The following is a 22,650-nucleotide window of genomic DNA, read 5'->3' as shown; positions in this document are numbered from 1 at the left end:
AATAATTGAAAATTATGTCTTGATCGGGGTTGATTTTTCAAAAAATTACGACTTTATAGAAAATCGCAAACCCGAGGATCGCAGGAGCCTCGCGGTAAAAACATAAGCGAACACCGGACGGCGGAATTGCCGTCCACAGGCGAAGGGGATAATTATGAAGTTCGTTCAATCCGGCTTGTATGCGGGCACCGCATTGTCGATGCTGGTCAGCCTGAACCCGGCCTATGCGCAGTCCGCTACCCCCGCAACCGACCTGGTTTCGGACGAGGAAATCGTGGTCAGCGGATCGCGCATTCAGCGCGAAGGTTTTGATGCGCCGACTCCGACGACGGTGATCGGCGAGGCCGAGCTTGCGCTGGGCAATCGCCCGAGCATCGCGCAAGTGCTGAACGACGCCCCGCAATTTCGAGCCACATCGACGCCATCGACGACCCCCGGCAGCACGAGCAGCGGCGTTTCGACCGCCGATATGCGCGGCCTTGGCTCGGTCCGTACCCTCACCCTGCTCAACGGGCACCGCTTCGCCGGGGCCAACGACCTCAACATCGTGCCGCAAAGCCTGGTCAAGCGGATCGACGTCGTCACCGGCGGCGCATCGGCGGCCTGGGGCTCAGGCGCGGTGGCGGGCGTCGTCAACATCATCCTCGACGATGATTTCACCGGCTGGCGTATGGGCGTGCAGTCGGGCATCTCGTCACGCGGCGACGCGGCGCGCTATGGCGCCGACATCGCGTGGGGCACCGATTTCGCAGGCGGCCGCGGCCACTTCATGGTCGCGGGCGAATATATGAACGAGCGTGGCGCGCTCAGCCGCGACGATCGGCCCAATCTGGAGGCAGGGCTGTTCCAGCACTCCCCCAACAAGCTCGAACTGGTGCGCGATCCCAATTCGACCCAGCTTTACAACGGCGGCTCGATCCTCAGCCTCACCGGCGCTCCCCGCAATCTGGTTTTCAATCCCGACGGCAACATCGGCGCCTTCCCGCTCGGCAGCGTGACGCAGGGCGTCACGACCATCGGCGGCGGCGGCCAGAACATCTTCGACTATGTCGCGGTCAGCACGCCCTATGAGCGGGTCAACCTCTTTGCCCGCGCCAGCTACGACCTCACCGACTCGCTGAAGGTCTGGGCCAATTTCAGCTATCACCGCATGTCGGCGGACTATAGCTTCTTCCCCGAAACCCCGGCCGTCGCCATCCTGCCCGACAACGCCTTCCTGACCCAGGCGAATCGCAACCAGCTCGCTGCCGCCGGTGTCACCGGCCCGTTCCTGCTCGGCCGTGTCATGGACGATGTCGGCGCCGACGGAGTGATGAAGTTCAAATACAGCCGCCGCAATCTCGAGGGTGCGATCGGGCTCGACGGCAGCTTCGGCGACGGCTGGAAATATGACGCCTATTATAATCATGGCGAAATCCGGCTCAACCAGCAGCTCAACAACCAGCGGATCAAGTCGCGCTTCAACAATGGTGTCGATTCGGTCCTCGTGAACGGCACGCCGACGTGCCGTATCAACGCCGACGCATCGACGACCAACAACGACCCCAATTGTGTGCCGATCAACCTGTTCGGCAATGGCAGCATCTCGGACGAGGCGGCGGCGTGGGCGTTCGGCGGTTCGCAGCTGATCTACACGATCAAGCTCGATGCAGCGGGCGCCAGCGTCTCTGGCCAGCCCTTCTCGACCTGGGCCGGCCCCGTCGACATCGCTTTCGGCACCGACGTCCGCTGGGAAAAGCAGGTCACCAACTTCGTCGACCCGCTGTCGCTCGCCAACGCGCTCGGCACGCTCAATTCGTCGGCCACGAACGGCAGCTTCAACGTCAAGGAAGCCTTTGCCGAAGTGAACGTGCCGCTGCTCGACATCACCGACACGCTGAAGCTCGAAATCAACGGCGCCGCGCGATATTCGGATTACAGCACCAGCGGCGGGATCTGGTCGTGGAAGACCGGCGGCACGCTGCGCGTCGTCAACGACCTGCTGCTGCGCGCCGTCTATTCGCGGGATATCCGTTCGCCCAGCATCACCGAATATTTCCTCAATCGCTCGACCAACATCGGCACCGTCTTCGATCCGTTCCAGGGTCAGAACGGCACGGTGCAGAACAATGTGGTCGTCTATGGCGGCGGCAACAAGCTCCTGACGCCCGAAATCTCGCATACGCTGACGCTCGGCGGATCCTACTCCCCGTCCTTCGCGCCTGGCCTGCGTCTGTCGGTCGATTATTACGATATCGACATCGACAATGTGATCACGACGGTCACCGCGAACGATCTGCTCAAGCAGTGCTTCGCCAACGCTCCGGGCGATCCAACCTGCAATGGCATCGTCGTCCGCGAAGCGAACGGCACCATCGGATCGATCACGAACGGGTATCGCAACCTCGCCAATTACCGCACCCAGGGCCTCGATATCGAAGCGTCGTACCGCATGCCGTTGGGCGACGGGAACCTGTCGTTCCGCGCGCTGGCCAACCATGTCTTCAACTTGAAGATCAATGGCGCGGACGTGTCGGGTTACGTTGGCGGCGACACGGCCTTCTCGACCCCGAAATGGCGCGGAACGGGCACGATTGCCTTCGACAACGACAGCTTCGGCGCCAATCTGCGCGTCCGCTACGTCGACGGCGGCCTCGACCGCCCGCTGACGGTCGTGAACGGGGTCGCCGTGCCGATCGTGAACAACAAGGTGGGCAGCCGCACCTATGTCGATCTTGGCGCCCAGTTCAAAGCGGGGCCGTTCACGCTGTTCGGCAACGTCAACAATCTGTTTGACCGCGATCCGCCGATCACGCCGTACACCAGTCCCAATTTCGACGTGATCGGCCGCTATATTTCGGGGGGCGTGAAGCTGAGCTTCTGACCCGTCTCAAAAGCTAGTCCCGGGGGCAGCGGTATCGGTGATACCGCTGCCCTTTTTCTGTGTCGGAATGGCGATTTCGAAGCGTAATCGAGGTCGCCCACCGTCATCGTTGGTTGGATCCGGGATCCGGTCGGCGCAAGGACCGTGCAATATTCCAAAGTTCAGTAAAGTTCAGCCCTGCGCGCGCCCGTTTTGGACCTCGCGGCGTGCTGGACGCCGCCACGCCCCCGCCGTGGTCGCCGCGCAGCGACCGCCTTTATCCACCAAATGAAAGAGCCGAGATGAAGGCTGGCACAGCCGGATAATGTAGGAAAGGCCTATTTGAAGGCGACGCCTGCTTTGGGGTGGGAAGCAGTCACCCCCAATGCTTTCCTGTCTCCGCCCGAACCCCCGCGATCAAGCCGTCATAAATACGGTTCATGAAGTTGCGTCCGTCGATCGGTTTCCTCAACAGCACGGCGACACCGAAACCATCGTGCAGAAACGGCCTAATATCGCCCTTGAACCGCCATCAGATTATGGAGCAAAGGCCAACGCTCTTCCGCATACTTCCAAAATTCGCGCCGCCGTCTCGCCATGCCCGGATGATGCCATCCCCACTTAACGTCTGCAATCGGTCGATTGCCGCCATAGATCGGAGCGGATTGACGGAAACGGGGTGGTTAGCTGCCGTTGTTCGCAGCCGCGAATGCTCCGATGATTTGCTGTTCCGACAATCCTTGCTGTCGTGCCCACTCGATCAGGTACTCAGCCAAGTGCCAATCAATTGGTTCATCCGGGCGCACAAGGCAGTTGGAAAGGTGTAATCCGCTGTCATTCGACGGGCCGAGTTGATCGATCTCTTGCCATATCCGCGATTGTATTGCCGAGAAAACAGCGGGCGCAGCTTTTTGGTCGAATGCCTCCAGCGCTTCTCTTTGAAGGGGGTGTTTGAGAGTAATGTGTTCGTGAAACGCGCGAACGATCGGCACGGTACTAGGAGCAAGCTCTCCAGCATCGATCTTGGCGATTATCAAATCGGCGTCCCGAGGTGCGCTGGTCATGGCGAAAGCCTATCACCTAGCGCTATGTCCGCAACCGGTCGTTTCCCGCCACCTGCACCGATTTGGCTGAAACGGCGCGATCGGGGTGGGAAGCCGACATTGCCTCTCGTTTCCTAAGATGGCATCGATGCACGCATGAGTGACTTTGTCTGGAAACATCCCGAACGCCGTGATCTCTTTCTCGCATGCCGGATCTTGGCTGATGGCGTCGATGATGGCGACTGGCTTCAATGGGCGTCCGATACCCTGATACAAGACTTGGAACTTTTCGACGACCCTCGCCAAGGAACCGGCTTTTGGATTTTTGAGAACGAAGCGAGCCTTGCCAACGAAGTTGGTGAAAAACTGTGGGCTCTCGTGCAAGATAATCCCTTCGAAGCGGCGAAGCGCTTGACTGGGCTTAACGTGCAACCTTTGAGGCAGGCGGCATCAGACCTCGTGAGGCTCATGAGAGTGAACGGACGCTAACTGCGCGGCAACGTCCGCAATCGGTCGTTAGCCGCCAAAGCGGCTAATTCGGAACCGCGCTACCAAGACGGTGTAACGCAGCTATTGCCGGGCCTGCCTTACCAGTCAGGCTTCTCGCCCGTTCCCAAGGCGTCACTGAAGTAAAAGGCCCCGGTGAAATCGGCACCTTCCATATTGGCGCCGGTGAAAACCGTTGCGCAAAGTGCTGCCCCTCGAAAGTCAGAGCCGGACAGGTCGGCACCCGAAAAGTCGCAAGTTTTCACGTTGGCATGGACGACCGCATTTTTAAGAGAAGCGTTACGGAAAGATGCGACTACGAAGCAGTCGATGATCTCAATATTGTCAAGATGGGCGCCTACCAGAGCGTCTGAACCATCATCGCAAACGTCCAGATTATGGAAACGTCGCTGCCCCGACACATATCTAAGCAGCAACTCAGACTGCGTAATCTCTTCATGAACGACAATCATCCTGCCAGCATAGGCCCGTTTGAGTGTTCATCAACCCTGCCTCCAGCGTGGTGTGAGCATTGTCGCCGCCTGACCGAGCCAAACGTCCGAAATCGGTCGTTTCCCGACGCAATCATTCTCGACCGCGCTATGTGTCTCGTTCCACTCGATCCAGGATGCCGAGGATAAAAAAACCTCCCCGTCGCGCGGCGACGAGGAGGTTGCAGAACAGAGCGCTGACGGAGAAGCCCGGCCGGGCCCTCCCCATGCGAGTTATGCCGTCAGTAATTCACCGTCATCGCGATCAGGCCAAAGGTCCATGCGACATAGAGCGGCATGATCGTCGCGAAGAGCAGGAGCAGCGCCCAGAGGGTGCGGAACCAGTCGCGTTTCTCCTGACGGACGATGCGGAAGTTCCATGCGGCCAGCACAACCCCGCCGACGAGGACGATCAATCCGGCAATCTGGAGAAACCACAGCCAGGGATCATAGGAGGGCAGCGCCTTCAGTTTCGACATGCTGATCACCCACGCCGCGACCAGCGCGAGCACCAGCCCTGCCCCAACGCGGACGCCGCGATAGACACGCAGCGAACGGCGATCGAGCGTCAGCGGTGCCTTGTAATGGCGCCGGATCAGCGCCGAGACGGGCCACTGAAGCAGGGTTATCAGCAGGACACCGAGGCTGATATACATCGCGGGCATGATCCACGCCGCCGATTTCGATGCTGGCGCCCGGTCGAACACCATGAAGGGCGAGATGCCGTCGATGCTCCAGCGCACGACCTTGCCATCGACCACCTGCGCGGCGAGCCGGCCGTGGCCGTCGGCATTGTGCCAGACGAAGGGCGCGGTCTCGATCCATTTCGCGGGCTTTCCGTTGAGGTCGCGCGCGGCGGGGACGATCAGTTCGCCCTTGGGGCCGACGCTGATCTTCACCTGACCGAACAGCGAGGCGATCGCGTAGAAGTTCGTTTCCGCGCGGCGGCTGTTGAGCCAGTTACCCGCCAGCATTCTGGCATGTTCGGCCGAGGTTTTCGCATCGACGCGCGTCGCGGGCACTTCGTTGCCCGGAAGATAGCGATCGGCGAAATCCTCGAACAGCGCGCGGCGCACCGGACCGACCGACGCCTGCTCGCCGGTTGCGTTGAACGACATATAGATGCCGACATTTTCGCTGGTGAAGAGGTGGAGTGCGGTGTGGAACAGCTGCGTATCGCCGAGATGCGCGATCACCTGCCGCCCGTTGATGTTGGTTTCGAAAAAGCCGAGCTCCATGCGGTTGAGCGGCGGCAGGATCGTCAGCGGCGTATCGTGCATCATCCGCGCGGTTTCGGGCTTCATCAGCCCCGCGCCCTGACCCAGATGCGCGATCATGAACTTCGCCATGTCGGCGCCGGTCGAGGAGAGGCCCCCGGCGGGTGACGGGCCGACGATTTCGAACTTCGACGGACCGGCCGAAAGCTGGCGATAGCCCGTCGCCATCCACGGCGCGAACGCCTTGGGCAGCGGCTGGCGGAAGGTCGATTGCGCCATGCCGAGCGGCTGGAAAATCCGCTGCTCGACATAGTCGTCGAACGACATTTTCGTCACGCGCTCGACGATATAGCCCGCGAGCGCGGTGCCGTAATTCGAATAGGAGGGCGTCGTCCCCGGCGTGTAGATGCGGTTCGGAATGCCGCCCTTCACAAGATCACCGAGCGGGATCTGAAACTTCTTGTCCTCGAACATGGTGAGCTTGCCATGTTCCTCGAAGCCCGCGGTGTGCGTCATCAACTGGCGCATCGTCACCGGCTTGCCGTCTTTCAGCGGGATCTTGAAATCGAGGTAGGTGTTGACGTCGGCGTTGAGGTTAATCTTGCCCGCCTCGACCTGCTGCATCACCGCGGTCCAGGTAAAGAGCTTCGACACCGAGCCGGGGCGGAACAGGGTGCGGGCGGGGTCGACCGGCGTGCGCTTGGCGGCGTCGGCATAACCGAAGCCGCGCTGCGTCAGCACCTGCCCGTCCTTGACCACGACGATCACCGCGCCGGCGAGGTCGCCGCGCTTGAGCGCGAACGGGACGAAGCCGTCGAGCCAGCTATCGACGTCCTGCTTCGTCAGCGTTGCCGACGGTGCGAGCGAGGTCGTAACCGGCGCCGCCGTCTTTTGTGCCTCGGCCGCCGGTTTGGGCGCGATGGCGGGCGCCAGCGGCGTTGCCGGTTTCGTTGCCGCAGTGCCGAGCATCATGACGAGCGGCAACAGCGCGAACAGCTTGATCGAGCGCATATTCATTCCCCTGCCGCCCGCACGACGACGCCGCGCGCCATGACGAAGCCCATGGTTTCGAGGCTACGCACGTCGGTGAGCGGATCGCCCTTCACCGCAACGATGTCGGCCGACTTGCCCGCGGCGAGCGTGCCGATTTCGGTTTCGAGCCCGGCATGCGTCGCCGCCCAGACCGTCGCGGACTTGATCGTCTCCAGCGGGGTCAGCCCCGCCTTCACCATCAGCGCAAATTCGCGGGCATTGTCACCGTGCGCCGACACCGCGCTATCGGTTCCGAACGCGATACGCACGCCGCCCTGATGTGCGCGGCGCAGCGCGTCGACCATCAGCGGCCCGACCGTGCGCGCCTTGGCGCGAACCGGCGCGGGCATCCAGTCGGCGGTTTCGGCCTGCCGCGCGACGGTGTCGCCGGCGAGCAAAGTGGGAACGAGGTAGCTGCCCTTCGCCTTGAACAGGCGGATCGATTCCGCGTCGAGATAAGTGCCATGCTCGACCGAGTCGACGCCGGCGCGCAGCGCGGCGTTGACGCCGTCAGTACCATGCGCGTGCGCGGCTACCTTGCGGCCGAGGCGGTGCGCGGTGTCGACGATCGCGACGAGTTCGGCGTCGCTCATCTGCTGGCCGAGCCCTGCGGCGGTGTTCGACATCACGCCGCCGGTCGAGGCGGTCTTGATGACGTCGGCGCCCTGCTGCACCGCCAGCCGCACCGCGCGCGCGCAGTCGTCGGCGCCCGAGCAGAGCGTCGGCGAACGGAACAGGTCGATGATTTCCTGACGATAGCCGTGGACGTCACCATGCCCGCCGTGCGCGGCGACGCCGCCCGCAGCGATGATGCGGGGTCCGACGACCTTGCCCGTCGCGGTGGCGTCGCGCAGCGCGTTGATCGCTTGTGGGTCGGCGCCGAGATCGACCACGGTCGTGAAGCCGGCGCGCACCGTGCGCTTGGCGAAGACGACTCCATCGAACGCCTGATCGACGGTCGACTTGGTCACCGCGTCGAGGCGGCTTGTCGGGCTCGATTCAAAGGTCAGATGGACGTGGCTGTCGATGAAGCCCGGCAGGACGAACTGGTCGCGGAGGTCGACGATCTTGCCCTCGCCGACGAAGCCGTCGCGGATTTCGGCGATCTTTCCGGCGGTGACGACAATCGTCTTGTTCGTTTCGACGCGGCCGCTCGCCGGATCGGCCAGCAGACGCCCGGCGTGGATGTATGTCGTCGTCGGTTCTTGCGCAGCGGCTGACTGGATCAGCGCGACCAGTGCCAAGCCTGCGAATATTGCTTTTTTCACCCTGTCTCTCCCTGTTCCGTTATCCACTCAGCCGGCTTCGCGGCCCCAGATCGTCTCGCCGCACCATGCGTCGCCGTCGACATATTCGATCGATGGCTTGCGGTCGTCCGCGAGGAAGATCGGGCCGTCGAGATCGACGATGTCGCAGAGCTGTCCGACTACGAACGCGGGCGCCATCGCGAGGCTGGAGCCGACCATGTTCCCGACCATCACGCCCAGCCCGAGTTCACGGGCGCGGTTGGCGATCGCCAGTCCCTCGGTCAGCCCGCCGCATTTATCGAGTTTGATATTCACGACGTCGAACCGGCCGACCAGCCCGTCGACATCGGCCAGCGTCAGCGCGCTTTCGTCGGCGGCGATGGGGATCGGGCACTGATAACCCGTCAGGTCGGCTTCACGGCCGCGCGCCAGCGGCTGTTCGAGCAGCTTGACGTCGGCGGCGACCAGCGCCGCGACGAGCGCATCGAGATCGCCGATCGCGAAACCCTGGTTGGCATCGACGCCGATCCAGCATTCGGGCCGCGCCGCGCGCACCGCCTGCACGCGCGCGATATCGACGTCGAGGTCGCCGGTGAGCTTGAGCTTGAGCGCGCGCGCCTGGGCATAGTGGCGCGCGCCCTCGGCCATTACGTCGGGATCGTCGGCGCCGAGCGTGAAGGTGGTACGGAGCGGGCGCGGTTCGGCGAGGCCGGCAAGTTCCCAGACCGGCACGCCGCTGCGCCGGGCTTCCAGTTCCCAAAGCGCGCAATCGAGCGCGTTGCGCGCGCCGCCCGCGGGGAGCAGCGTCTGCAATTGCTCGCGCGTCACCCCGCCCTCGACCGCACTGCGGACGCCTTCGATGGCGGCCACCATCGCGGGCACATCGTCGCTGAGATAATAGACCCCCGAAGCTTCACCGCGCCCGCTGTGTTCGCCGTCCGAAAGCGTGACGAGAACCACGGGCGTGTCGGTAAAAACATGCCCCGAGATGCGGAACGGCTTGGCCAGCGGGAGCGATTCAATCGCGAGGTCGAGGGAGAGGGGGGCAGGCGTTGTCATCATTCTGTCCTTCGGTCGGTTCAGGGCGCGGGGGCAGCGGGCGCGAGCGCTGTCGCGATCTGCGAGAGATATTTGTTCCAGTCGAATGTGTGCCCCTCGGGCGTCCAGCCGAGCCGGACGATCACCGCGTCCTGCGACGGGATCGCTGCGACGATCTGGAAACTATGTCCGCGCGCCATCACGGTATCGGTCGGCAGGTCGGGATAGAGCTTCCGGCGCTCGCCGTCGGCTTCGGCGTGATTCAGCCAGAGCTGCGCACCATAGACGGGCCGCGGCGCGGCCTTGGTCGGCGTGACCGCAAAATCGAGCCATTCGCGCGAAAGCAATTGCTTGCCCCCCGCCCTGCCCTTGTTGAGATGCAGCAGCCCGTACCGCGCCCAGTCGCGCGCCGTGGCATAGGCGTACGAGCTGCCGACCTGCACCCCCGCTTCATCGGGTTCGATCAGCGCACTGGTCATGCCCGTGGGCTCGAACAACCGCTTTTGCGCAAAGCGCGTCATGCCTTCCAGCGTCCCGCCGGTCGCCTGAAACACGATGCGCGACAAGATATTGGTCGTCCCCGACGAATAGCTCCAGTTCGTGCCGGGCGCGTCCTTCAGCGGCTTCGCCGCCGCCATCGCGCCCATGTCGCCCGCCTCGAACAGCATCTTGATCGAGTCATTGCCGGGAACATAGCTTTCGCTGAAGGTCAGGCCGCTCGACATCGTCAGCAACTGGCGCAGCGTGATTTTCGCGCGCGGATCGCCTTCGCCTTGCCATTCGCGCACGGGTGCGGGTTCGTCGAGCTTCAGCACACCGTCGTCGACCAGCAGGCCGACCAATGTTCCCATGATGCTCTTCGACGCCGACCAGCCGAGCAGCTCGGTGCCTTGGTCGAACCCCGGCGCATAGCGCTCGGCGACAATCGCCCCGCCCTGCACGACGACGATCGCGCGCGTGTCGGGATAGCCGCCCTTGTTCTGCTCGTCGAACGCGGCGCTTACCGCCTTATCGAGCGCGGCGCGGTCGAGCCTGGCTTCGGCGGCCGCCCGCAGCCTGGCCACGGGGGCGTCGCCGATCGGCCATGGCTTTGCGGCATTCCCGCGTGTCGGCTTGAGCCGCGCCGCCTGCGCGTCGAGCGCGGCGGTCGACACATCGCCGGTCAGCAATGTGCACCCCGCGACCGGGCGATACAGCGCGGTGCGCGTCGCGGCGCCGGGGGCCGACGCTGTGACGGTCCGCGCCTTGCGGTCGACCGCCAGCATCACCGCCTTTGTGAACGGCGCGAACGCGTGGATGTCATCGCGCAGCACATCGGCCTCGGCGCGCTCCGCTACGAAGATGCTGGCGCAGGCGATCTGCGCCGACACTGCGGTGCCCAGGTCTTCGGGGGTCGAAATCGCGGGAGCGGCGGCAAAGGCCGGCGCCGAAGCGACAAGCGCAAGACCGGTGAGGCAGAGACTCGAAATAGACCGGGCCATATCCTCAGACGCCGCAGCTATGCCGCAGCACCGCGCCGGCCTTGGCGCCGGTATGCTTGCCGCCCGCGATCGTGACGACGCCGTTGACGATCACCGTCTCGATCCCCGCCGGCGACGCCATGGGCTTTTCCCAGCTCGCAACATCGTCGAGCTTGTCGAGATCGAAGACGACGATATCGGCGCGCATCCCGTCGCGGATCAGCCCGCGGTCGGTCAGCCCCATGCGCTGCGCCGGCCAGCCGGTCATCTTGCGCACCGCATCCTCGAGCGAGAGGATCGGGCGGCGCTTCACATATTCGGCGATGATGCGCGGAAAGGTGCCATAGGCGCGCGGATGCGGCAGGCCGAGCGCGTCCATCTCGCCCGCCTTTTCCGACGCTGCGGCATCGCTGCCGATGCTGACCCACGGCTGCTTGATCGCGGTTTCGATGTCCTGCTCGCTCATCATGAAATAGAGCGCGACCGAGCGGTTCGGCAGGCCTTCGAGCAGGATGTCCCACGCCACATCGGCCGGGTCGCGGTTCAGCGCCTTGCCGATCTCGGCGAGGCTCTTGCCGTGATAGGGGCGGTATTTGTCGCTGAAGCCGTTGGCGAGCCGCACATTGGCGAAACCGCCCGATGCGTGGACAAGGTTCGACCAGCCGGGCATCGAGCCTGCGGCGACTTCCTTCTTCATCCGCTCGCGGACCTTGGGATCGCGCAGCCGTTCGATCCCCTTCTGCACCCCGTCGGCCCACACCCAGCTCGGCGCGATGATCTCGAGCCCCGTACCGCCCGCGGTATAGGGATAGAGGTCCGCCGCGACATCGACGCCGCGTGCGCGCGCCGCGTTGATCGTCGCCACCGCCTGCGGCATCAGCTTGCCCCAGCCGGGAGCGTAGGCGGCTTTGAGGTGGAAGATCTCTACCTTCACCCCGCCCTTTTCGCCGATCTCGATCGCTTCCTCGATCGCCTTGACCAGGCCTTCGCTCTCGTCGCGCATGTGCGTGGCGTAGAAGCCGTCGCACTGCGCCGCGACCTTCGCCAGCGTGACGAGGTCCGATGTGGTCTGGAAGCTGCTCGGCGGATAGATCAGCGCGCTGGTGATGCCGAACGCGCCATTTTCCATCGCGATCTTGACCTCCCGGCCCATCGCTTCGAGCTGCGCCGGCGTCGGCTGCCCGGCGCCGTCACCCATCACCTTCACGCGCGCCTGTGTCGCCGAATAATAGGTGCCGTAGTTGACCGATATGCCCTGCTTTTCGAGCTGGCTGAAATGCGCCGGAATCTCGGCGGCCTCAGCCGGCGGCCCGCCCTCGCCGGCGATGACCGTGGTCACGCCCATCAGCAGCTTGTTCTCGGCCGCGCCATTCTTGACGAGGACGCGCCCCGACTGGTCCATCATGTCGATGAAGCCGGGCGAGACATAGCGGCCCTTTGCGTCGATTTCCTTGGCGCCGCGTCCCGCGACCCGCCCGATCCGCACGACCCGGCCGTCCTTCACCGCGACATCGGCGCTGACCCACGGGCTGCCCGCGCCGTCGAGCACACGGCCGCCACGGATCACAATGTCATATTCGGGCGCCGGGGTGTTCGCGGCGAGCAGCATCGGCAGCATCGGCAGCATCGACATGGCACCAAAGAGGATCTTACGCTTCATCTTCATTCTCCCTGCCGGCAGCCGTGGGGACTGACGGTTTTTTGCTTTCATTTCTTTGCGGCCGCCTGCGCATCGGCGCGCACCGTGTCGACAACCTCGCGAACCGCGGCGATCACGACTTCGGGGCGATCGACCTGGATATAATGGGTGGCGTCGGGCACGAGCTGCTGGCGGCCGCGGGTCGAAAAGGCCGCCTGCTCGGTATGGAGCGCCTTCCATTCCTGTTTGAAACGCCCGCCATCCTCTGCCTTCATCTCCAGACCTTTGAGCTGCTCGGGCGTGAAGGGCGCCATGGCGGTCAGCACGATCAGCGGCCGGTTGCCAAAGGTCTGAACCGCACGCGCCTGAACCTGGGTGCGATCATAGCCGTCGAGTTCGGAGGTCGAGCCGCGGATCGAGCTGCTCGTATAAGCACCCGATATGGCGAGCGCGTCGCCAAGCTTCTTGGTTTCGGCGGGTGTCCGAAGCTTCGGTTTGTCACCTTGCGCTATCACGAAGCGGACGAGCCCCGTCCACGCCAGCGCCTTTGCCGTATGCATCAGGGTCGACGCCCGCTTGGGGTGAACATCAAGGCCGGTCGCTTTCCCGAGCCGCGCGACCTGATCGGGCTGCGACGGATCGACCATCACCAGCCCGGCGACCTGATCGCCATATTTCCCGGTATAGGTTCGCGTGTAGGGACCGCCGATCGAATGGCCGACGAGCACGAGCCGGTCGGAAATTCCGGCGCCTTTCAACAGCGCGTGCAGATCTTCGGTGACCGCCGCGGCGTCCTGCGGCGTATCCTTCGGATCGCTCCACATGATGCCCGCGCGATCATAGGCGCAGGTGCGGGTAAAGCCCGCAATCTCATCATGAACCAGCGTCCAGTCGAGCGTGCCGCCGGTGCCAAGCCCGGATTCGAGAATCACCGTCGGCGATCCGGTGCCCCGGCAATCGATATGCATCTTGCGCCCGCCGATATCGACCAGCTTTCCGGGCGGGGGATAGTTTGCCGCGGCGTTCTTGCGCCCCAGAGCCTCATAGATCGAGCCCACGACGACGAGCAGGATCAACAGGGTCAGCAGCCCCAGCAATATGCGCTTCGCCCAGCGCCGGACCCGCGCCCAGCCGGTCACCTTCGTCATTTCAAATTCCCCTCGACGGCGGGTTGAAGCTCTTGTTTCTCGATGACCGCACGGCCGCTCAGCAGACGGAACAATCCGACCGTCAGCAAGGGCAGGACGTAGACCGCAAGAAAGACCCAAGACAGAAAGCGGTAGCCGCTGGCGATCAGCGTCACGAGGCCGAAGCGATCGGCAAGGAACATGCAGCCGACCAGCAGCGCCGCAGCGATACCGGCCCGTGCCCGCTTGCCGAGCGGCGCGCCGCCGCGCGCCCGGCGCGCCGCATCGACGCGCTCGTTGATCGCATGCACCGACCCCGCCCCGCTTTCGAGCAGCGCCGCAAAGATCATGAACTGGAACAGCAGGTGGAACAGCGGCATTTCGAGTTGCCGCAGCATGAAGTCCGACGGCAGCGTCTCACCCATGATGCCCGGATAGAAAGCGATCATCGCGACAAAAAAGAGGATGGCGGGCGCCATCGCCAGCGGCCCTGCGATCAGGCCGGCGGTCACCGCGTCGCGCTGGCTGGTCAAGTGGCGGATCACCGGCAGGATCACCACCGCACCGATGACATTGTAACCGGTGTAGGTCAGCCCGCCGAGAATCCAGCCGTCCGACGGCGCGGGAATGGCGAAACGTGCCGCAATCTCGTCACCGAAACTGCTCAGCGCAAAGACCATGAACAGCGCGTAGACGCCGTAAAGCAGGAAGGAGACATATTTAAACAGGCCCTCGACGGACGCGTTGCCGAAGGTCACGAACAGCGCGATCGAGGCCGCGAGGAACGCGGTTCCCGCGATCGGCGGCCAGCCGAAAATAGACGCGCCGATCTCGCCCGCCGCGGCGCCGAACACCGCGAGCACGAGCGTCACAAGGAGGACGTACCCCACCTCGAACAAGATCCACGCGCGGCCGAGCAGCCCTTCGAAAAAGCTGCGATAATCGAATGCGCCGATCGCCCGCGCGAACGCGAAAGTCGTGGCGCAGATGATACTCCACAGTAGCATCGCGAGCAGCATCGCCGCCAATCCGCCCCACGGCCCGCTCGGCAGGAAAAACTCCGCGAGCTCGCGCCCGGTGGCGTAGCCGCCACCGATCACCACGGCCTTGAAGGCGAAACCCGGCAGCAGGAAACGCTGGAACCAGGAGGATTCCGCCGCGGCTGCCGGGGTGGCCGCTGCGCTCATGCGAGGCAGCTATCCACCAGACGAGCGAAGGCTTCGCCGCCGCGGATGGGGTCGGCGACCGGAAGGCCGAGCCGTTCGCTATCAGCCGCCATCAGCGCGATGGCCTCTTCCTCGCCCAGATGCGACGTGTTGTACGACAGACCGGCGCAGCGGATGGCCGGATTGGTCCGCACACCCAGCCGCAGGTTGAGATCGATTGTTTCCTCAATGCTCGGCAAGCGGTAACCGGGCGAACCCAATATTTCTTCGCGACCTGGCTCGTGACACACGACGATCACGTCGGGCTGGCTGCCGTGGAGCAGCCCCAGCGATACCGCAGCATAGGCGGGGTGAAAAAGCGACCCCTGCCCTTCGACCACGTCCCAATGATCATCGGCCGCGTCTGGGCTCACCGTCTCCGCCGCACCAGCCTCGAAATCCGAGACCACCGCGTCCATCGGCACGCCGCCGCCGGCAATCATGATACCGGTCTGTCCCGTCGCGCGAAAATCGGCATCGACGCCGCGGGCGGCAAAAGCGCGTGCGAGGGCCAGCGCCGTATATTTCTTGCCGAGCGCGCAATCGGTTCCGACGGTGAGCAGCCGCTTACCGCTCCGCTTGCGCCCCGTGCCGACGGGCAGGCCCTTGGGCGGATGACGCACGTCGATCAGCTGGCGACCGAGGCGCTGCGCCCGCGCGGCGAGTTCGGGCATATCGGCCAGCCGCATGTGCATACCGCTGACGATATCGAGCCCGGCATCGAGTGCCTCGAAAAGCGCGGGCATCCAGCTTTCGGGAATCACGCCGCCGCTGTTCGCGACGCCGATGAGCAGCGAACGCGCACCCCGTGCCTTCGCCGCTGCGGGTGCGAGCTGTTCCAGCCCCGCACTGACCGTCGCGCCGGGCAAGGCGTATTCACCGACACATTTCTCGGGCGCCCAGTCGCGGAGACCGAAGGCGGTCTTCGCATAGCCGCGCACAGTCGTGTCCCCGAGGAACAGCAGATAGGGCTGGGGCAATTGCAATGCGCCGGCGGCGATATCGAGGGAAGTTTGAATGTTCACGTCTTTCACCAAAAATCCGAAGCGAGGCAGAATCGGGCGCCGTCGCGGCGCCGATCCTGTACCCGCTCCTGTTGACCTGTTTGAGACATTATTTTCAAATTTTGATAATTGCAATACAATTGGAGAAGTTTCTTTGCTGGCAAGCCGGCGCACACCCCGGCATGCGTCCCGCCCGCCCCGATCAGAAGCGCGTTCCAAAGCCGATCAGGTGGAAACCGACGCCAATCCATAGGAGGACGACCGCGCTCATCAGCAGCACGAGGCTCCAGAATTTCGCGAACCGGCCGCGCTTGGACGTCCAGACATGCCGGATATTCCAGATCGCGCTGGCGAGCAGGCCGAGGAAAATGACCGGCGTTGCGATCTGGAGCATGACGAGCGCCCAGTCGAGTTCACCGCCGAGCGACGAGAAATCGGCGAGCAGCTTAGTCGCGAACAACAACCACCCAACCATCACCGCGACGGCCAGCGCCGCAAAGCTGCGCGTCAGCCGGTAGCTTTTGAGCGCCGCGGGCGCGAGGTCGGCTTTGACGCCATAGCGGCGACGGAGCAGCGTCGAGGCGGGCCAGGCGATCGCGGTGAGCAGGAGCGCGCCGAGGCTGGCGAGCATCGCGGGCGTGAGCCAGGCACCCGACAGATGCCAGGGCACGCGATCGAACGCGAGATAGGGCGACGCCGAATCAACGCTGAAACGCGCGATGCGGCCATTTTCCACCTTGGCGGCAAGGCGCATCTTGCCTCCCGCTTCCCGCCATACGAAAGGCGCGATTTCCAACCACTTGCGCGGCTGTCCTCCGATACCCGACACCGTATTGAGCCGGATGCCCCCGTCGCTATCGAGCGAGACCTTCGTCTGCCCGGTCAATTCCAACGCCTTCAGGAAGCTCGTCTCCAGCCGCCGCGTCTTGTTATACGTCCCGACCATCATCCGCGCATGTTCGCGCGCGGTGGCGGCATCGACGCGGCCGTCGCGCTGCTCGAACGGGAAATAACGATCGGCGAAGGCTTCGAACAAATGGGCGCGGATCGGCCCCGAGACATTCTGCGTGCCCGAGGCGTTCATCGACATATAGATGCCGACCTTCTCCTCGGGGAATATCCAGAGCTGGCTGTGGAAATTGAGGCTGTCGCCGGCGTGCGAGAGCGCCTTGCGGCCGTTGATATTCTGTTCGTAGAAGCCGAGCGCCATGCCGTTAAGCGGCGGGATCAGGCGCAGGATCGTGTTTTGCATCTGCGCCGCGGTCGCGGGCTTCATCAGCGCCCCGCCGTCGGCGAGGTGCGCAATCATAAAGCGCCCCATGTCGGCACCCGACGCGGTCATCGCGCCCGACGGCGCGAGACTGCTGAGCTCGAACCGCCCCGGCTTGCCCGATCCCAGCATATATCCGCTCGCCATCAGCGGCCGGAGCGCCGCGGGAAGCGGCTGGCGGAAGGTCGATCGCGTCATGCCCGCGGGCGCAAAGACGTGCCGTTCGACATAATCGTCGTAGGAAAGGCCCGACACGCGCTCGACGATATAGCCCGCCAGCGACGTGCCATAATTCGAATAGGCCGGCGTCGTTCCGGGCGCGTAAATGCGGTGCGGCACTTGCCGCTTCAGCGCATCGCCAAGCGACGGGATTTTCTTCGGGTCATAGCTGTTGAGCCCGCGCTGCACTTCGTCGAAGCCGCCGGTATGCGTCATCAAATTGCGCATCGTGACCGGCTTGCCCTGGAAAGCCGGAATCTTGAAATCGAGATAGGTGTTGATGTCGCGGTCGAGATCGATCTTGCCCTGCTCGACAAGCTGCATCACCGCGGTCCAGGTGATCATCTTCGACACCGACGCCTGGCGAAAAAGTGTGGTTTCGGGGTCGACCGGCCTGCGCGAGCCAACATCAGCGTAACCGAAGCCGCGCTGCGTCAGGACCTTGCCGTCCTTGACCACCACGACGACCGCACCCGCCGCATCGCCGCGCTTGAGGGCATAGGGCATATAGCCATCGAGCCAGGCATCGACGTCGCTCTTCACCATAGCGGGAGCGGGGAGCGGGCGACCCTCGCCGCGTGCCTCCGTCACCGGCTTGGGGGCGGATTGCGCGGCGGACGGGCTCACCGGTGGCGCCGTGACCCCGACCAGCATCGCCGCAGCCAGCATTGCGCAAGAACGTACAAACCGCATTCGCCCTCCCCTTTCGATCGGGCATTCTCACAGCCCTATTACCGAAATTTCACTTTTTGAAATATTTTCAATTCTGGATATAGGCATCCTGAACGGAAATTTGTCAATGGCGGACGCGACCGTGCAACCGCGAAGCGAAGGCGCGGGCAAATTTCAGAAGGACAGATTTTTCCGCAGTGGCCGCGAAGGCCGATTACCGGGGGGCGCAGTGCTAAACGATTATTCGGCGTCGACGGGATGAAGCGCCGATTTCAGATCGGCATCGGTTGCCGAGCAAACCGACAGGATACGGCACGGCCCGTCGCCAACCGCGACATAGCCATGCCCCATCGACGCGTCGAAATAAGCCGAATCACCCGTTTTCAGGCGCGATGGCGCGTACATGTCAGTGTGAAATTCGCACTCGCCCTCCAGAACGAGCACATATTCTTCGCCCGAATGGCGCATCAGCTCGCCGAAATCGTCAATCGAGCGCACCTTGATGTCGATGATCATGGGATTCAGCGTCTTGTTGAGCAGATCGGCCGAGGGATAGGTGTAGTTATAGGTCGCCGTCTGGATCGAAGGCCCCTCGCCCGCCGGCGTAATGCTGCGTCGGCCGGTGGCGGTATGCGTGGCGGCCGGGATCGACGTCGCCGCGGCGAAGAGCTGCGTGATGTCGATTTCGAGCCCCTGGCTCAGCCGCAACAGCTTTTCGTAGCTGAGCGACATCTTGCCGGTTTCAATCTTTGACAAAGTTGAAACCGGAATGCGCGTGCGCTCGCTCACCTCGGCGAGCGTCCACCCCTTTTCTGTCCGGAGCTCCCGCAGGAATACGCCCGGATTGCCGTCGATGGCGGTGCGCCGATCGCTGCTGGTCGGGATGGGCTGGCGCGTTGCCGGCATCGGTGTCCTTTCAATCGATTTTCTCATCTAGCACATATTTGCGCATTTATCGCATCGATCAAGCCGAACGGCATAATCTGTCGGAACAATCGGCAAAGAAAATTTGCTTATCGGATAGGACCAAGATGATTGCACATACAGCATGACGCCGCCACTGATGCCCCGATTCGCTGGGATGACAGGATGACAAACAAGCTATCCATTCGCATTTCTCCGGAGTTTACGAGCTTCGTCGGCCGCGGCCCCTGTGACGCCGCGTTCCTGCCGCCCGACGCGCTCATTTTCGGCTTTGGCGATATTGGCGAGCCCGCCGTCTCGATGCTGCTCCCCGGCGATGTCTCGGGCCCCGCCGACGATCATCTGGTCGTGCTCGCGATCAGCCGCGCCGCGTGCGACCGTCTGTTCGGGCGCCGCCCCAAGGCGGATGGCCGCTGGTATCTCCCCGCCAATCTTCGCGGTCTCGGCCGCGCGGTGGTCGCCCTAGAAGGCGACAGCGAAGTCGACGACATGTTGCGCAGCGCGCGCAGTCAGGAACTGCTCTGCCAGCTTTTCGCCGAACTCGCCGCCGACCGCATGGTCGAGGTTGGGGGCAGCACGTCGCTGAGCGAACTCGACATCACCCGCGTCGCCGCCGCGCATCAGCTGGTCAACGAGAAGTGGCAGGAAAAGCTGACCGTCGGCAGCGTCGCGCGCCGCTGCGGCCTCAGCAAAGCCAAGCTGACGCGGGGCTTTCGCGAGCTTTATCAATGCAGCGTCGCCGAGGCGGTGAGCGAGCGGCGACTGCAGCGCGCGCGCCAGCTGCTCGCGCAAAGCGACCTCCCGATATCGAGCATCGGCTATAATTGCGGCTATATGAGCAACGCGAGCTTCACGCGCGCGTTCGCGCGGCGTTTTGGCATGGCACCGACCAAGATGCGCGGGCGCGAAGCCACGGCCTGAGCGGAGCGATCGTAAAGCGGCATCCCTCGAAGGAGGGTTGGCAAACAGCGCGGCGCTAATTGCCGCCTGCCGTCCGGCGATCGTTCGCGATGTCGGCAAGTGCGGTCCATTTCGCCTCGCCGGCGCTGTTTTCGATCACCGCTTCGACAAAGGCCATCGTTCGCAGGCCGTCGACGATCCCGGGAAACCAGTCGGCGGTGCCCGGCCGCGGCGGGGTCGAGGCGCCAGCACGAAGGGCTCGGCCGAAGCTGCGATAGAGGTTGGCAAACGCCTCAATATAGCCCTCGGGATGTCCTGCCGGGGTACGCAGCCGCGCCAGCGCCGATGGGTCGAGACCGGGCCCGCCCGCGCGGATCACCTCGGTGGGCCGGTCCAGCCAGCGCAACGTCAACGTATTCGGCTCCATCTGCGACCATTCGAGGCCGCCCTCCTCGCCGTGGATGCGCAGGCGCAGGCCATTTTCGTCGCCCGCGGCGATCTGGCTGGCTTTCAGCACGCCGCGCGCGCCGCCTTCGAATCGCAGCAGCGCCGCCACATCGTCATCGAGGCGGCGGCCCGGAACATGCGTGGTCAGCTCCGCGCTGAGCGACCCGACCGCAAGCCCGGAGACATGTTCGGCAAGCTGAAAGGCGTGGGTCCCGATGTCGCCCAGGCAACCGCCCAGTCCCGCGCGCGCGGGATCGGTGCGCCATTCGGCCTGCTTGTTGCCGTCCCGGTCGATCGGCCGGCTGAGCCAGCCTTGCGAATATTCGACCTGCACCAACCGGATCTTGCCGAAATCGCCGCGTGCGACGCGGACGCGCGCCTCTTCGATCAGCGGATAGCCGCTATAGGTGAATGCCAGCCCGTACAGCTTGCCGCTGCGGGCAACCGCCGCGTCGATCGCTCTTGCCTCGGCGAGGTTCAGCGCCATCGGCTTTTCGGACAGGACATGAAAACCGGCATCGAGCGCGGCGATCGCCATCAGGGCGTGCAGGTGATTCGGGGTGACGATCGCCAGCGCCTCCATCCGCTGGTCCTCGGGCAGCGCCGCCTCGCCCGTGAGCAGCGCGTCGAGCGTCGCATAAGCCCGAGCGGGGTCGAGCCCGAGCGCCGCGGCGCTCCGCCCATTACGCCCGGCGTCGCTGCTGAACGCGCCGCACACCAGCGCAAACTCGCCATCGAGCGCCGCGGCCATCCGGTGTACCGCGCCGATGAAGGCGCCTTCGCCGCCACCGACCATGCCGTAGCGCGTTTTTGACCTCGTATTCGTATTCATCGCATTCCCTTGGCCCGAATTTCCAAAATTGTTTGCATAATAGGATTTCGAACGGTTACCTGATCGCACCGGCTGTTGCCAGACGGGAGAGGATAATGAAATTTCTGTTCGCCCTGCCACCGGCGGGGGCAATATTGATTGCGCTGATGCTCGCGCCTTCGCCAGCGGCGGTTGCGGCACCCGCCCAAGGTCCCGGCGCGCAGGCCTTCGCGGCTTGCCGCGCCTGTCATACGCTGGAGCCGGGCGGCAAAAGCACGATGGGTCCCAATCTGCACGGTCTGTTCGGCCGGCAAGCCGGCTCCGTTGCCGGGTTCAACTACAGCCCGGCGCTCAAGGCATCGAAAATTCGCTGGGACGACAAGACGCTCGACGAATATCTTGCCGCGCCGACCAAAAAAGTCCCCGGCACGCGCATGGTCGTCAAGGTCGCCGACCCGGCGCGCCGCGCGGCGCTGATCGCCTGGCTCAAGACCGAAACCAAATGACCGGAAAGGTATCCGCATGAAGGGTCCGGCCGTTTTCCTTGCGCAGTTCATGGGCGACGCCGCACCGTTCGACACTTTGCCTTCGGCGGCGCGCTGGATGGCGGATGCCGGCTATGTCGGCATCCAGATTCCGACGTGGGACAGCCGCTGCATCGACCTGCGCCAAGCCGCCGAAAGCCAGGATTATTGCGATGAACTCGCGGGCACCTGCCGCGAGGCGGGGGTCGAGATCACCGAATTGTCGACGCATCTGCAGGGCCAGCTGGTCGCGGTGCATCCCGCCTATGATACGCAGTTCGACGCCTTCGCGCCCGACGCGGTGAAGGGCAAGCCCGCCGAGCGTCAGGTCTGGGCGGTCGAGCAGCTCCATCTTGCCGCGAAAGCGAGCCGCCGGCTGGGTCTCGAAGCCCATGCGACCTTTTCGGGCGCGCTCGCCTGGCCCTATCTCTATCCGTGGCCGCAGCGTCCCACCGGACTGGTCGAAGAAGCCTTCGCCGAACTCGCGAAGCGCTGGCGGCCGATCCTCGATGCCTTCGACGAACAGGGCATCGACCTCGCCTATGAAATTCATCCGGGCGAGGATCTCCACGATGGCGTGACCTTCGAGCGCTTCCTTGCGGGCGTGGACAATCACCCGCGCGCCAACATCCTCTATGACCCCAGCCATTATGTCTTGCAGGCGCTCGATTATCTGCAGTTCATCGACATTTACCACGAGCGGATCCGCATGTTCCACGTCAAGGACGCCGAGCTGAACCCGACCGGGCGCTCGGGCGTCTATGGCGGGTTTCAGGACTGGGTCGACCGGCCCGGACGCTTCCGCTCGCTGGGCGATGGCCAGGTGGACTTCGGCGGTATCTTCTCGAAACTGACGCAATATGGCTACGCCGGCTGGGCGGTGCTCGAATGGGAATGCTGCCTGAAGCACCCCGAAGACGGCGCGCGCGAAGGCGCCCCCTTCATCGCCGCGCACATGATTCGCAAGGCGGACAAGGCGTTCGACGATTTCGCGGGAGGCAGCGATCCGGCGCTCAACCGCGCGATGCTGGGGCTGACCTGACCGCGCGGCA

18 protein-coding genes are annotated in these 22,650 nt (G+C 64.0%); 5 read left to right on the top strand and 13 right to left on the bottom strand.

Annotation, left to right across the window (positions count from 1 at the left end):
• The first annotated feature begins 154 nt into the window (after nucleotides 1–154).
• Nucleotides 155–2,863, top strand: a complete 2,709-nt coding sequence (locus tag ASD73_RS21950; RefSeq protein ID WP_056368374.1) for a TonB-dependent receptor plug domain-containing protein — start codon at nucleotides 155–157, stop codon at nucleotides 2,861–2,863.
• A 662-nt stretch (nucleotides 2,864–3,525) separates the two neighbouring features.
• On the opposite strand, the gene ASD73_RS21945 is transcribed toward ASD73_RS21950, so the two are convergent.
• Entirely contained in the window at nucleotides 3,526–3,906 is a 381-nt protein-coding gene (locus tag ASD73_RS21945) for a hypothetical protein (protein ID WP_056368372.1), read from the bottom strand.
• 135 nt (nucleotides 3,907–4,041) lie between these two features.
• On the opposite strand from ASD73_RS21945, the gene ASD73_RS21940 reads away from it, so the two are divergent.
• A complete protein-coding gene (locus tag ASD73_RS21940) occupies nucleotides 4,042–4,374 on the top strand; it encodes a hypothetical protein (protein WP_056368370.1) in 333 nt (110 codons plus the stop codon).
• Between the two features lie 98 nt (nucleotides 4,375–4,472).
• Here the strand turns inward: ASD73_RS21940 and ASD73_RS21935 are convergent, their stop codons facing one another.
• The 11 genes from ASD73_RS21935 to ASD73_RS21885 form a co-directional block, all read right to left on the bottom strand.
• Nucleotides 4,473–4,844 (bottom strand): pentapeptide repeat-containing protein, encoded by a 372-nt coding sequence (locus ASD73_RS21935; RefSeq protein WP_056368368.1) that lies wholly within the window; start codon nucleotides 4,842–4,844, stop codon nucleotides 4,473–4,475.
• A 260-nt stretch (nucleotides 4,845–5,104) separates the two neighbouring features.
• A complete protein-coding gene (locus ASD73_RS21930) occupies nucleotides 5,105–7,090 on the bottom strand; it encodes a serine hydrolase domain-containing protein (protein ID WP_235534648.1) in 1,986 nt (661 codons plus the stop codon).
• A gap of 2 nt (nucleotides 7,091–7,092) precedes the next feature.
• Nucleotides 7,093–8,379: a metal-dependent hydrolase family protein gene (locus ASD73_RS21925; protein ID WP_056368365.1), complete on the bottom strand. Its 1,287-nt coding sequence runs from the start codon at nucleotides 8,377–8,379 to the stop codon at nucleotides 7,093–7,095.
• A 27-nt stretch (nucleotides 8,380–8,406) separates the two neighbouring features.
• Nucleotides 8,407–9,417 carry a dipeptide epimerase gene (locus tag ASD73_RS21920; protein WP_056368363.1) on the bottom strand — a complete coding sequence of 337 codons (1,011 nt, stop codon included), beginning with the start codon at nucleotides 9,415–9,417 and terminating at the stop codon, nucleotides 8,407–8,409.
• A 20-nt stretch (nucleotides 9,418–9,437) separates the two neighbouring features.
• Entirely contained in the window at nucleotides 9,438–10,877 is a 1,440-nt protein-coding gene (locus tag ASD73_RS21915) for a serine hydrolase domain-containing protein (protein ID WP_056368361.1), read from the bottom strand.
• Between the two features lie 4 nt (nucleotides 10,878–10,881).
• Nucleotides 10,882–12,516, bottom strand: a complete 1,635-nt coding sequence (locus ASD73_RS21910) for an N-acyl-D-amino-acid deacylase family protein (protein ID WP_056368358.1) — start codon at nucleotides 12,514–12,516, stop codon at nucleotides 10,882–10,884.
• 47 nt (nucleotides 12,517–12,563) lie between these two features.
• The gene (locus ASD73_RS21905) at nucleotides 12,564–13,643 is read right to left on the bottom strand and encodes an alpha/beta fold hydrolase (protein ID WP_056368356.1); all 1,080 of its coding nucleotides are present in this window, start codon (nucleotides 13,641–13,643) and stop codon (nucleotides 12,564–12,566) included.
• Entirely contained in the window at nucleotides 13,640–14,809 is a 1,170-nt protein-coding gene (locus ASD73_RS21900; protein WP_056368353.1) for a YkvI family membrane protein, read from the bottom strand. Before ASD73_RS21900 ends, ASD73_RS21905 begins: the two co-directional genes overlap by 4 nt.
• On the bottom strand, nucleotides 14,806–15,852 hold the full coding sequence (locus ASD73_RS21895; RefSeq protein WP_235534647.1) for a DUF1611 domain-containing protein: 1,047 nt from the start codon (nucleotides 15,850–15,852) through the stop codon (nucleotides 14,806–14,808). The genes ASD73_RS21900 and ASD73_RS21895 overlap by 4 nt, the downstream gene beginning before the upstream one ends.
• 181 nt (nucleotides 15,853–16,033) lie before the next feature.
• Nucleotides 16,034–17,989 (bottom strand): serine hydrolase domain-containing protein, encoded by a 1,956-nt coding sequence (locus ASD73_RS21890; protein ID WP_156377508.1) that lies wholly within the window; start codon nucleotides 17,987–17,989, stop codon nucleotides 16,034–16,036.
• 243 nt (nucleotides 17,990–18,232) lie between these two features.
• Nucleotides 18,233–18,898 (bottom strand): helix-turn-helix domain-containing protein, encoded by a 666-nt coding sequence (locus tag ASD73_RS21885; RefSeq protein WP_162248188.1) that lies wholly within the window; start codon nucleotides 18,896–18,898, stop codon nucleotides 18,233–18,235.
• Nucleotides 18,899–19,081: 183 nt separating this feature from the next.
• Here ASD73_RS21885 and ASD73_RS21880 point away from each other — a divergent pair, with 183 nt between their 5' ends.
• A complete protein-coding gene (locus ASD73_RS21880) occupies nucleotides 19,082–19,837 on the top strand; it encodes an AraC family transcriptional regulator (protein WP_056368347.1) in 756 nt (251 codons plus the stop codon).
• 55 nt (nucleotides 19,838–19,892) lie between these two features.
• Here ASD73_RS21880 and ASD73_RS21875 read toward each other — a convergent pair whose 3' ends face one another.
• The gene (locus ASD73_RS21875; protein WP_056368412.1) at nucleotides 19,893–21,095 is read right to left on the bottom strand and encodes a Gfo/Idh/MocA family protein; all 1,203 of its coding nucleotides are present in this window, start codon (nucleotides 21,093–21,095) and stop codon (nucleotides 19,893–19,895) included.
• 95 nt (nucleotides 21,096–21,190) lie between these two features.
• Here ASD73_RS21875 and ASD73_RS21870 point away from each other — a divergent pair, with 95 nt between their 5' ends.
• On the top strand, nucleotides 21,191–21,580 hold the full coding sequence (locus ASD73_RS21870; RefSeq protein ID WP_056368345.1) for a c-type cytochrome: 390 nt from the start codon (nucleotides 21,191–21,193) through the stop codon (nucleotides 21,578–21,580).
• Between the two features lie 16 nt (nucleotides 21,581–21,596).
• Nucleotides 21,597–22,640 (top strand): sugar phosphate isomerase/epimerase family protein, encoded by a 1,044-nt coding sequence (locus tag ASD73_RS21865; protein WP_056368343.1) that lies wholly within the window; start codon nucleotides 21,597–21,599, stop codon nucleotides 22,638–22,640.
• Nucleotides 22,641–22,650: the final 10 nt, after the last annotated feature.

This window comes from Sphingopyxis sp. Root154 (assembly GCF_001427105.1).
GTDB lineage: Bacteria > Pseudomonadota > Alphaproteobacteria > Sphingomonadales > Sphingomonadaceae > Sphingopyxis.
Note: the sequence above shows the minus strand (reverse complement) of the source record. Positions and strands in the feature narration are given on the sequence as shown.